Source organism: Microcoleus sp. CZ3-B2, assembly GCF_036705055.1.
In the GTDB taxonomy this organism is placed as follows: domain Bacteria; phylum Cyanobacteriota; class Cyanobacteriia; order Cyanobacteriales; family Microcoleaceae; genus Microcoleus.
In genome coordinates this window covers 20,872-29,650 of sequence record NZ_JAUBTN010000077.1, presented here as the reverse complement: position 1 = coordinate 29,650, position 8,779 = coordinate 20,872, and the positions used below count along the sequence as shown (strand labels likewise).

The window sequence follows — 8,779 nt, the reverse complement described above, 5'->3', positions numbered from 1 at the left end:
TATTGGTTATTGGTTATTGGTTATTGGTTATTGGTTATTGGTTATTGGTTATTGGTTATTGGTTATTGGTTATTGGTCAACAGCCCACAATTCCCACTGACTACTGACTACTGACTACTGACCACTAACTACTGACCACTAACTACTAACTACTGACTACTGACTACTGACTACTGACCACTAACTACTAACTACTAACTACTGACTACTGACTAATTCACTTAGCAAATTCGCGAATATACTTAGCAACAATATCCGGGGCTTCCTGCGGTAAATTGCTTTCTCCCCCGCTGACAGATTGCAGTTCGGCATTAGGAACTAGAGCGGCATAACATTGACACAGAGATAAAGCTGTGACGCTATCTTCAGAACCGTGCAACAACAAAACAGGCACTTTCAAAAATGGTAAATTATCATCAACTAACTCCGCTGTAGTTTCAGCCCGCCGACGCCCCAACAGCAACTGCACTGCAACTGGGGACTGCACCAATTGCTGTCTGAAGTTTAGCAATCTGTCAATCTTTTTTTTGCGGCCCAACAACTTAGCAATGGGATAGATCGATCGCAACAACCAGTAAGCTAAGGGAGGTTTACCGATCAGCCAGCGAGCATTCTGCCACCGCGCCCGCCGGTGGCCAACCTTTACCCCTTCAGGGGCCAACAACACTAAACCCTGAACTCGATCGGGATATTTGATCGCGTAGCTGGCCGCCACCCAGCCGCCCAAAGAATGACCGACCAAATAAACCTGTTGCAGGTTCAAAGTGTCGAGGTATTGCGCGAGACATTCTACTTCTAGGTCGATCGAATAATGAACGTTCGGCCGTTCGGAATCGCCAAACCCCAGCAAATCCGGCGCGAAACATTGGTAGTAGGGGCTCAAATGTTCGATCGTCCCCAGCCACTGACTGCTGTCCTGCCAAGAACCGTGTAAAAATACTAAATTAGAGCCTTGACCGACTTCGTGCCAGAAGATTTGCCCTAAAGAAAGTTTGACCCGAGAATTGCGTAGCTGTGAGTACATCCGGTTAAATATTTAGCAATAAAAAGATGATTAATTTAATGTTCAGAACCTGTAAATTAAGGTAGGGAAAAATTAAAAATTAATTCCACCGATCGCAGACAACTTTTGACGGCGAGATAATTTCTGACTGTGCTTAAATTTGGATGCCCCGCCGGTTTAAGCCAAAGTTGTCAGACCTTGAAAATAGTCCTGCAAGTGCTTGTCGTTATCGTGGCTCAGCAGGTTTTCCGGCAGCGATCCCGGCGAAAAAGCCTCAACCTCGCTGATTTCCAGCGTATCCTGAATTTGCATCTTTCCTTCCACTTCAGCAGCTACCACGATACAAATTGAGTGCAGGCGCGGGTCTCTATCGGCAGCCGAATAAACGCCCACCAAGCGCAGGATTTTGACTAAATCGAGTCCTGTTTCCTCCGCCAATTCCCGCCGCACTGTTGTCGGAACATCCTCTCCCCAGTCAACCATACCTCCCGGCAGTCCCCAGCGACCGTTGTCGCGGCGGCGAATTAACACAATTCGCCCGTCAGGTAATATGGGAATCACCGCAGTACCAGTGACGGGATGGCGAAAAATCAGCCCCAGCACAGTTTGTCCAATTTGCCACAATCGACGCATAAACTCAAAAGCTTGTTTAGGAGAAAGTAATTCCAGGCCTCCTAGCTCGCAGCTCTGGAGTCTTAATTTTGCATTTGTCATTCAGGCGAGATTTCTAGCAAGTCTGCTAAAATTTCCGCTGCGTGAGATTCTGGTTTGATTTTGCAATAAACCTTTTCAATCCTACCATCTGGGTCGATCGCGAAGGTCGATCGAATAATTCCCATAAATTCTTTGCCCATAAACTTTTTCAGTCCGTAACAGCCGTAGGCGGTAGCGACTTCGGCCTTTGAGTCGCACAGCAACGGAAAAGGCAGTTGATATTTAGCTGCAAACTTGGCGTGAGACGCGGCCCCGTCGGTGCTGATACCTAGCACTGCAATATTGCGCGCCCGGTATTCAGAGTAAATGTCGCGAAAGCCGCAAGCTTCTTTCGTGCAGCCGGAGGTATTGTCCCGATGGTAAAAATAGAGTACAGCTCGCCGCCCTCGCAAATCTGCGAGGCTCACCAAATTGCCGGCAGCGTCGGGCAGGCTGAAGACAGGATCCCGCGTCACCGGGATTAAGTGTCATTTGTCATATTTGTCAATTGTTGAGATAAATACTCTGGGAGACTAAAAACATTGCGTCCGATCGCACCCAGATTCCCAGCGACTTGAATCCCGGTGTTCTTTTTTCTGGGTCTTGTACCGGGTGTGCTATGATCGTCATCGGTCTAAAATTGAGTATAACTAGACAACGTAAAAACTTAACTGGATTAGTTGAGTGCGTAGTCACACCTAACGGTGTTGCGGTTTAGCTAGGCAGACAGGAATCCCCACAGTATACCGATCGAAGGTTAGTGTGGGATAAAAGGCGCGTGAGACTCCTGATTCCACCCGTTCACAATCTCATAAGCATAGCTTTGAGCCGTGGAGGGGTGGACAACGAGACGAACCAATTCCTTTTTAAAATATCAGTGGGGCCCGACGTGTTCCTCACTTTAAAATGCCGTAGAGGGAAACGATTGGAGTACCTTGAAGGAAGTTCTCGATATCCTTAACAGGACTCAGAAGCCTAAACCATATCGCTTGCGATTGTTGTGGGAGCGTCACGAAAGCTAAATTTGAAGAAAACCTAGCTACAGAAACAGAACCGATCGAGTACGGTATAGTATACCGGAATTTACGCTTCGGGAGAAGACACGTCTGCTTTAGCGGGAGAAATCCTGTCAGAAGCAAGTGACTTCGCCCAAGCAAGAATCTCAGTCACGCCTGAGTGCACAGAGTATCAATCTTAAGAATTCCCGGGCTTTCGGGCGCGGGGAGTGTCAATGTTTATTAGTGAGGTCATAATGGCTAAGCGCCGCAATCTCAAGAAAGAGAAGGCACAACGAAATCAAGCATACGCTCGCAAATTTCGCAAGCGGAGAAATCAAGATATGTTCTCCAACAAGAGAAGGCGATTTGACGGCGGCAACGGCGGCGGGATGGGCGCCATGAGCGGCGGCGGACGGGACAAGGATATGGCTGCTGCTGAAGAGTAATAGAGTCAGGCTATCTGCCCAATTTAGAACCAGAGTGGAAAACACGATCGTTCTTTCGGAGAGATAGCCAGCCGGAATTTGTCCGAGAATTTAACGATGTTTAGGCGAGCCGATCGCGCGCAGCGATAAGTGATTTTCTCACTTGTTCAAACCCGGTACCTCCATAACTATTGCGAGCCGCCACCACTTGCTGAGGCGCGATCGCGCTGTAAATGTCTGTATCAAAAGCTGGGTGCAAGTCTTTCCACTCCTCAAGTGTCAAATCTTTGAGGAGTTTGCCCCCCGAAAGGCAAGTTTTGACGACTTTCCCGACGAGGTTGTAAGCTTCCCGGAAGGGAACGCCTTTAGCGGCCAAGTAGTCTGCGACGTCTGTAGCGTTAGAAAAGTCTTCGGTAACAGCCGCGGCGAGGCGCGATTTGTTAAACGCGATTCCTTCCCTGAGCAAAATCGTCATTGCTTCCAAGCAAGCCTGTACCGTTTTCACGGTATCAAACAAAGCTTCTTTATCTTCTTGCAAATCTTTGTTGTAGGCCAAAGGAAGTCCCTTCACTACTACCAACAAGGCTTGCAAGTTACCAAACACCCGTCCCGCTTTGCCCCGCACCAACTCTGGCACGTCGGGATTTTTTTTCTGGGGCATGATGCTAGAACCCGTAGCGCAGCTATCTTTGAGCGTAATAAATCCAAATTCGTGAGAAGACCACAAAATCATTTCTTCTGACAGGCGGCTCAAGTGTACCAAAATCAAGCTGCAGGCTGCGAGAAATTCGATCGCAAAATCTCGATCGCTCACTCCATCTAAGCTGTTAGCATAAACCTTGTCAAAATGCAAGAGTTCTGCCGTATAATCTCGGTCGATTGGGAAAGTCGTCCCCGCCAGCGCACCGCAACCCAAAGGCGAAACATTCACCCGCTTGGAGACATCGCCGAGACGTTCCCAATCGCGATCGGACATTTCAAAATAAGCTAACAAGTAATGAGCCAAACTGATTGGCTGAGCGCGCTGCAAGTGCGTGTAACCGGGGATTAAAGTTTCGACGTTAAGCTCGGCAATATCGAGTAAAACCCCTTGAAATTCCCGCAATTGCTGGCGAATTTCGGCGATGCGATCGCGCAAATACAAACGAGTATCAGTACCTGCTTGGTCGTTGCGCGATCGAGCTGTGTGCAGCTTTTTGCCCGCATCCCCCACAATATCCGTCAGTCGCTTTTCTACCGCAAAGTGAACGTCTTCTGCATCAACTCCCGGAACAAAAAGACCTTCGCGGTATTCGCGGCGGATTTGTTCCAAACCATTGACTAACTGTTCGCCTTCTGCTGCAGAAATAATCCCCGTTTTGGCGAGCATTTTAGCATGAGCGACAGAACCAGTCAAGTCATACTCAATCAGTTCAATGTCGAAGCCAATACTAGCATTGAATCGGGCGATCGCTGGGTGCAGCGCTGATTCAAATCTTTGACTCCAAGTTTTTTGTTGTGCTGTCATTACTGAAGGTAAAACTAGATTATATGTCTGTTGCAGAAGTCTTTAAAAAATCGGTTCTGGGCATCGAAATGCAAGTCTGCCGATTTGCAGCATCAAACTAAAATCCTGCTTCCCTAATTCGGCAAAAAAAGACTTTAATCCCGACTGCAAACTTTTTATACCTGTATTGACACTAAAAAACTGAATTCCTGACTACAAAATTATTAAAATTATACTGCATCACAAAAAAATGAAATCCCGCCTGCTAACTTTTCAAATCTTTTCCGGTTGCATCGGAATAATAAAATCGAGTCAACAGTCCGTAGGGGCGGTGCCCCCGTGCCCGCTTAACAGTCAACAGTCAACAGTCAACAGTCAACAATCACCTGACGATACAACCGGAATTGATATCAAATCTTTTCCTAATGCCCCAAGTCCCACAAAAGCTCTAAGGAAAAATGCCCTTAACGAACCAGCCAACAAATATACCTATAAAAAAAGCTCCTATTTGACCAGTCGAAACAAAATGATTCCAAGCTTTCTGGAAATTAGTAAAAATCTCGTAGCTTTGGCCCAAAATCACCGTATTCAAATGAGATTTTACAACTAACAAATCAACTGCATCATGCCAATGAATCGAGCCGGTCAATCCAGCAATAATTTCCGGCATTAAATTAACTATCATGTTGATTTTCTCCTGTTAAAGGTGTTACCCTAAGTACAACCAGTGTCATGTCATCTGCGTTGCGATTGCCAATACCGATAAACTGCTGAACTTGATCGAACAAATAATCCAAAATTTCCTCAGACTGCTGATAATTTTGACAAGCCCACTGAAAAGCCGCAGTCAAATTATCCTCATCAAACCGATCGCCTCTTTGATTAGCAGCATCGGTAAAACCGTCAGTGTAATAAATAATAGTATCTCCCGGCTGCAATTGCACGTGAGCTTCTTGGTAGTGCGAATCTGGATCGAGACCAATTAACATACCCTCCAAAGTATCGAGTCCCAGAATCGTATTAGTTGCAGCTTGCCACAGCAAAGGCGGGTGGTGAGCAGCATTGCTGTAAGACAAAACGCGAGTTTTCGGGTCATACTCCGAATAAAACAGAGTAACAAAACGGTGGGAATTTTCCAAATCCGCGTGCATTACCCGGTTTAAATGTTGCAAAATTCTCGCAGGCGAGTGGCGGTTCAAAACCTCGGCCCGCAGCATACCCCGAGTCATCGTCATCAAGAGTCCCGCCGGCACTCCCTTGCCCATCACGTCGCCGATGACGATGCTCCAGCGGCCCTTGTCGATTTTGGACTTAAGATTTTGAATCAGGGATGGGGGGGTTTCCCCCTCATTTTCCTTGCCGATCGGGTCATAGTCAGCGGGAATAAAATCATAATAATCTCCACCGACTCTGCTAGCGGTTTGGCAGCGGGCGGCCACCTCAAGACCGGGAATTTTCGGACAACTGCGGGGTTGCAGCCGCAATTGAATTTCCGCCCCGATTTCTAACTCTCTATCTAAGCGTTCTTTTTCAGCTAACTTAACAGTAAGTTCATCTTTGTAGACTGCCACTGCGGTTTGATCCGCCACCAACCGAACTAATTTCTGTCTGCTGGAAGTCCACAAATATTGAGGGTCACTGCTAAAAACATAAAGCCGTCCGCGTTCTAAATTTTTGACTAAAATTGGCGTTCCAAACAATTGAACATCCGGGCCCAAATAACGACTTACTTGCAGGTCTAGACTAGAAGTTTGCCCTGAGATTGAGGAAGCAGATTCACCAGCCGGGGCAGCAACTGCTGTAGCTTGTCTGGTGGCCATTTCCAGCGCTTTTTGCAAATCTTGGCACTGCCGTCCTTCCTGACAGTGCAACTGCTGAAACCTGACTTGACCGTTGGGTTTGAACAGCACTAAAGCTCCCCCGTCGGCATCGGTAACGCGAGTCGCCACCAAAGGTACTAACTCCAAAAATTGATTGAGATTGTTAAAACTGCGGAGGGCAAATCCCAGGGAGCCCAACATATCTTGAACGTTGTGCTGGTATCGGTGCAAGCGGCCCACCAGTTCTTTGAGGGCAAATACTGGCGTCGCGTCGGTGGAATTGCGACCCGTCGGGCGGTCAGCAGGTTGAGGTGAGGGACGAGGCAAAGGCACAGCAGTCATTTTAAATTTGTGATTTTCGATCTTAAAAGGAACTTGATTGATTGAGGACTGAGAGAAGAGTCCAGTTGCACCGAAGCGTGATTGTTGAGTGTTGAGTTTTGGAACAATACCGATACAACTGGAAACGATATTGCACGCCAGCGAGCAGAAACCCGGTTTTTTTTCTTTAGTAGTTTGGTGGGATGCTAGTTTGAGCTTAAGAATTTGAGACTTTGAAGTTCTGTCCGGGCCTCCAAAAATCGGGCCCGCGGCAGATACCTCATCAATCTAAAATCTAAAATCTAAAATCCAGTAGGGCTTCGACAAATTCGTAACTAGAAAACGGCCGCAAATCTTCGATGCTTTCCCCGACTCCAATAAAGCGGATGGGCAGACCGAGCTGCTGCACTACTGCTAGGGCAACACCACCTTTAGCAGAACCGTCGAGTTTTGTCAATACTACTCCGCTTAATTTTGCAGATTCTGCGAATACTTCTGCCTGTCGCAAACCATTTTGACCTAATGTGGCATCCAAGACCAGTAGAGATTCTACGGTAGCGCCGGGGGCTTTTTTATCTACTATGCGACGGATTTTACTGAGTTCGTCCATGAGATTTTTTTTGTTTTGCAGGCGGCCTGCGGTGTCTACGATCAGCAGTTCTGTGTTTCTGGCGTTGGCGGCGGCGATCGCATCAAACACGACTGCTGCGGGATCGGTATTTTTGCCTGGGTTGGCAATAATTTCGACACCGCTGCGGGCTCCCCAAACTTTGACTTGTTCTACGGCGGCGGCGCGGAAGGTGTCGGCGGCGGCTATTAGGGTGTTGTAGCCGGATTTTTGGGCGATGTGGGCGAGTTTGCCGATCGTTGTAGTTTTACCCGCACCGTTGACTCCGACAATTAACCAGATGTTAAAGGTGTCTTTTTCTGGGGCAAAAGTCAGGCTGTAGGCGGGATTGCCGGCGGCGGTTTCGGCTGTCGGAGCGTCTAGAATGTCGCGCAGGATGGTTTTGAGGAAGGCTAGAGCTTGTTCTGGCGGTAAAGCTTCTTGTTTGAGTCTTTCTTGCAGACGGCTGATAATGATGTCGGTGGCTGCGACTCCGACATCGGCTTGTAGGAGCAAAGTCTCAATTTCGGCTACTGCGTCTTGGTTGAGCGGGCCTTGACCGACGATCGCCTTTAGTCGATTAATTAAGCTGCGGCGGGTTCTTTCTAAGCCTTTCCGCAGTTTTTGCAGCCAACTGATTTCTTCGACGGATACTTGATCTGGCCGGCGGCCTTGACTGGCGAGGATTTCTGATGACCATAAAAAGCCTTCGTCAAAGTCGAAACCGGGAATTTCTTCGATAATTGCGGCTCTTTCGGCGGAGGCTGCAATTACTTCTGGTTCTTCAATGGCGGTTTCTTTGAGGCGTTCGATGCGATCCATGCGATCGGCTTGAGCTCTGGCCCAAAACGGCAGAGATTCGTCGGCTGGCGCCTCAGATGCGATCGACTCGGTTTCTTCTACAACTGAGGTTGCAGTTGCAGGTTGGGCAATTTCTATATTTTCTGCTGTAACTTCTAATTGTGGAGCAACGGGTGCAAGGTCGATCGCCCCAGCGATTTGTGGATCTGTGTCGGCAAATCCTGCATTTTGTGCTGCATCGGTTGCTTCAACAATCGCTTCTGGTGCAACTTCTGGAACTTCTGCAACAGTTTCTGCTGGTTCAACTTCGGCAACTTCTGCAACTTCTGCAACTTCGGCAACTTCTGCAACTTCTGCAACTTCGGCAACTTCTGTCTCGGCTACTTCTGTTTCAGGTTTTTGCTGTTTTTGAATATTTTTGTAAGCAGCTTTCGCCCAATTGAGATAATCTTCGGCTGCCGCGGGTGAACTTTGGTCGGTTGCTGCATCTGTTGGAGACCCGGCGGGTGCCGAAGTTGCCGACTCATCTTGGGTTGGCTGGGGGGGAGTTTCTTTTTCAGAAGATCCGCTTTCGCTGTACTGGCGACGAAACCAATTAAAAACCATAGGAAATTGGGAATATAGT

Annotated in this window: 9 protein-coding genes; 1 reads left to right on the top strand and 8 read right to left on the bottom strand. The window is 47.9% G+C overall.

Translation table 11 applies throughout. The features are described from left to right. Window positions 1–217: 217 nt before the first annotated feature. From QUA97_RS25000 to QUA97_RS24985, 4 genes are all read right to left on the bottom strand, one after another. Window positions 218–1,024: an alpha/beta fold hydrolase gene (locus QUA97_RS25000; RefSeq protein ID WP_194066730.1), complete on the bottom strand. Its 807-nt coding sequence runs from the start codon at window positions 1,022–1,024 to the stop codon at window positions 218–220. Window positions 1,025–1,180: 156 nt separating this feature from the next. Then, on the bottom strand, window positions 1,181–1,636 hold the full coding sequence (locus QUA97_RS24995) for an NUDIX domain-containing protein (RefSeq protein WP_194010783.1): 456 nt from the start codon (window positions 1,634–1,636) through the stop codon (window positions 1,181–1,183). Between the two features lie 77 nt (window positions 1,637–1,713). Further along, window positions 1,714–2,172, bottom strand: coding sequence for a thioredoxin-dependent thiol peroxidase (gene bcp, locus QUA97_RS24990; protein WP_370589010.1), 459 nt, complete (start codon window positions 2,170–2,172; stop codon window positions 1,714–1,716). Between the two features lie 28 nt (window positions 2,173–2,200). Then, complete coding sequence (locus QUA97_RS24985; protein WP_255515822.1) at window positions 2,201–2,326, bottom strand: hypothetical protein; 126 nt, start codon at window positions 2,324–2,326, stop codon at window positions 2,201–2,203. Between the two features lie 622 nt (window positions 2,327–2,948). Here QUA97_RS24985 and QUA97_RS24980 point away from each other — a divergent pair. Next, on the top strand, window positions 2,949–3,140 hold the full coding sequence (locus QUA97_RS24980; RefSeq protein ID WP_194066729.1) for a hypothetical protein: 192 nt from the start codon (window positions 2,949–2,951) through the stop codon (window positions 3,138–3,140). A 100-nt stretch (window positions 3,141–3,240) separates the two neighbouring features. On the opposite strand, the gene argH is transcribed toward QUA97_RS24980, so the two are convergent. The 4 genes from argH to ftsY form a co-directional block, all read right to left on the bottom strand. Beyond that, complete coding sequence (gene argH, locus QUA97_RS24975) at window positions 3,241–4,626, bottom strand: argininosuccinate lyase (protein WP_194066728.1); 1,386 nt, start codon at window positions 4,624–4,626, stop codon at window positions 3,241–3,243. A gap of 427 nt (window positions 4,627–5,053) precedes the next feature. Continuing rightward, the gene (locus QUA97_RS24970) at window positions 5,054–5,290 is read right to left on the bottom strand and encodes a hypothetical protein (protein ID WP_194066727.1); all 237 of its coding nucleotides are present in this window, start codon (window positions 5,288–5,290) and stop codon (window positions 5,054–5,056) included. Next, window positions 5,280–6,767 carry a PP2C family protein-serine/threonine phosphatase gene (locus tag QUA97_RS24965; RefSeq protein ID WP_333196808.1) on the bottom strand — a complete coding sequence of 496 codons (1,488 nt, stop codon included), beginning with the start codon at window positions 6,765–6,767 and terminating at the stop codon, window positions 5,280–5,282. Before QUA97_RS24965 ends, QUA97_RS24970 begins: the two co-directional genes overlap by 11 nt. A 274-nt stretch (window positions 6,768–7,041) precedes the next feature. Beyond that, a complete protein-coding gene (gene ftsY, locus QUA97_RS24960; protein ID WP_333196805.1) occupies window positions 7,042–8,760 on the bottom strand; it encodes a signal recognition particle-docking protein FtsY in 1,719 nt (572 codons plus the stop codon). Window positions 8,761–8,779: the final 19 nt, after the last annotated feature.

Excerpts from the sequence above, each read along its gene's own strand:
- QUA97_RS25000 (WP_194066730.1), bottom strand. The coding sequence starts at position 1,024 with ATGTACTCACAGCTACGCAATTCTCGGGTCAAACTTTCTTTAGGGCAA.
- QUA97_RS24995 (WP_194010783.1), bottom strand. The coding sequence starts at position 1,636 with ATGCGTCGATTGTGGCAAATTGGACAAACTGTGCTGGGGCTGATTTTT.
- QUA97_RS24985 (WP_255515822.1), bottom strand. The coding sequence starts at position 2,326 with ATGACGATCATAGCACACCCGGTACAAGACCCAGAAAAAAGAACACCG.
- QUA97_RS24980 (WP_194066729.1), top strand. The coding sequence starts at position 2,949 with ATGGCTAAGCGCCGCAATCTCAAGAAAGAGAAGGCACAACGAAATCAA.
- argH (WP_194066728.1), bottom strand. The coding sequence starts at position 4,626 with ATGACAGCACAACAAAAAACTTGGAGTCAAAGATTTGAATCAGCGCTG.
- QUA97_RS24970 (WP_194066727.1), bottom strand. The coding sequence starts at position 5,290 with ATGATAGTTAATTTAATGCCGGAAATTATTGCTGGATTGACCGGCTCG.
- QUA97_RS24965 (WP_333196808.1), bottom strand. The coding sequence starts at position 6,767 with ATGACTGCTGTGCCTTTGCCTCGTCCCTCACCTCAACCTGCTGACCGC.
- ftsY (WP_333196805.1), bottom strand. The coding sequence starts at position 8,760 with ATGGTTTTTAATTGGTTTCGTCGCCAGTACAGCGAAAGCGGATCTTCT.